Annotated in this window: 1 protein-coding gene; it reads right to left on the bottom strand. The window is 62.3% G+C overall.

Features of this window, described 5'->3' with window-relative positions:
- Positions 1 to 1887: DUF2345 domain-containing protein (locus tag KW849_RS31645; protein ID WP_256357472.1), on the bottom strand; the 1887-nt coding region annotated here is incomplete at both ends.

Raw genomic sequence — 1887 nt, 5'->3', positions numbered from 1 at the left:
CGGTGTCGAACAGTCCGATCAGGTTGAGACTGACGTCCACGGCGGGGTCGAAGTCCGTTGTCAGGCCAAAGCGCCCGGCCTGCAACACGTTGGCGAACACCCCGCGTCCCGACTTTAGCAGCTCATTGGCGCAGTGACGCGCGGCGGCGGCCCCGCGGCTGAAACCGAAAATGTCGAATTCGATACGTCGAATTCGGGTGCTTGGATTGGTTTGCTGAAAACGTTCGAGCTGCTTCTCGATTGCGCCTGGCGCCTGCTGAACTCGCGCCACCACTCCGGTTTCCCCGCGGCCGGTGGCTTGGCCCGCCAGCGAGTCCTTGCCGCCACTGCGAGTGCCGATGCCCTCTAGATAAACCGGTGCAAAGCCAATATCAGCCCCTGGCGGGAGACTATCGGTGGCATTGTCGGGATACAGCCTGAACAAATGCACCACATTACTCGGCGCATTGCCGTAACTGTTGTCCGGTGCACTGGCAAAACCACTGCCATCAAACTCATCAAACCCATGCTGCTTGCACAGCTGCACAATGCTCGCCAGGTCACTTTGCTCGAACAACTCCAGATCTTCACGTCGGCACTGTTCCGTCGCGGCCGCATTGCCCAGGTTGTTACCCGTGCCATCGAAGAACAGCCCCAGGCGCAAGGTGATGCCTTCGAGTTCTTCTTCCTCTTCCTCTTCTTCCATGTCGTAGATAAGCGACAACGCTTCGGGCTGGGCGGTGTACACGCGTTCGGTGAAACCCTGGCTGTCGGTGGTGCCTTTCCAGACCTTGCCGGAGGCGGCGGTGATCTTGTAGGGCATCCGGGCCAAGGGTTGTTCGCCATTGTTGGCAAACAAGCGAAACTGCTCATGGAATTGCAGGGGTGGGTCGATGGGTGTCGGTACACTCAGGATCTGTGGCGTTTGTTGAGCTGCACCGCTGTATTCGAAGTGCGCCGCCTTGGCCTTGTAATCGCCGGCCGTGCCCGATTCGATCCGGCATTTGTCCAGGCTGAGGTAACTGCCGCCGCCGTTGAGGACGATCCTCTTTTTCGCCGTAATGTGGATTTCGTCTTCAGTGCTGGTGATGTCCAGGCCATGCCGGGCGATCAGTTCCAGGCGGTCGTTCTGCGCCTGCACGCTCACCGGGCCCTGGTTGGCGATCAGCTTGAAACCGAGCTTGCGCACGAACAGGCTCAGGCCCTGGCCCACGCCGACGAACAGGCGCTTGACCACGCTGAAGTCGGCCTCGCCGCCGGCGTTGAGCATCAGGTTGTCCTGCGCGGCCAGTTGCAGGTGCTGGCCGCTGGTGACGGCGATGCCTTGCGGGGCGCTGAGCAGCAGGACCTGCGACTTGAGCTGTTCGAGGTCCTGGCGCAGCAGGTTCAGTTGCGCCGCCACATCCGCCGGTTCAGCGTTGGCGGTCTGGGCGTCGGTGGACAGCTGTTGCAACTGTTCGCCAGCCTGTTGCAGGCGGCCGACGGCGGCGGCCATGTCCAGTACCGGCCCTTGCGCCTTGGTCTGCGCATCGGCACTGATGAACAGGCCCTTGCCCGCACGCAGACTGCCCCAATCATCGGTGCGCAGCTCAAAGCCTTCGCCGCGCTTGGCCTTCTTGCCATCCACCAGATGCCCCAGGTTGAGCTGGCTCTTGCCGCCATACTCCGTACTCAGTTTGACGTGCTCCTGCCCGCGCAAGTCCTCCATTCGCAGCTTGTTGTTGGCCGGCGTGCGCAGCACATTGCGCTGGTAGTTACGTGCGCGCAGGGAGACGACGTCGCGGTGCTGGTCGTCGTGCAGGGCGTGGGCGATGTAGGGTTTGTCCGGGTCGCCCTGTTCGAAGGCGATCGCCACTTCGGTGCCGGCGATCAGCGGCAGGTGCAGGCCGTAGGTGTCGCCGGCGTAGG

Source organism: Pseudomonas sp. PDM26, assembly GCF_019219185.1.
GTDB lineage: Bacteria > Pseudomonadota > Gammaproteobacteria > Pseudomonadales > Pseudomonadaceae > Aquipseudomonas.
This window is presented reverse-complemented; position numbering and strand designations above follow the sequence as displayed.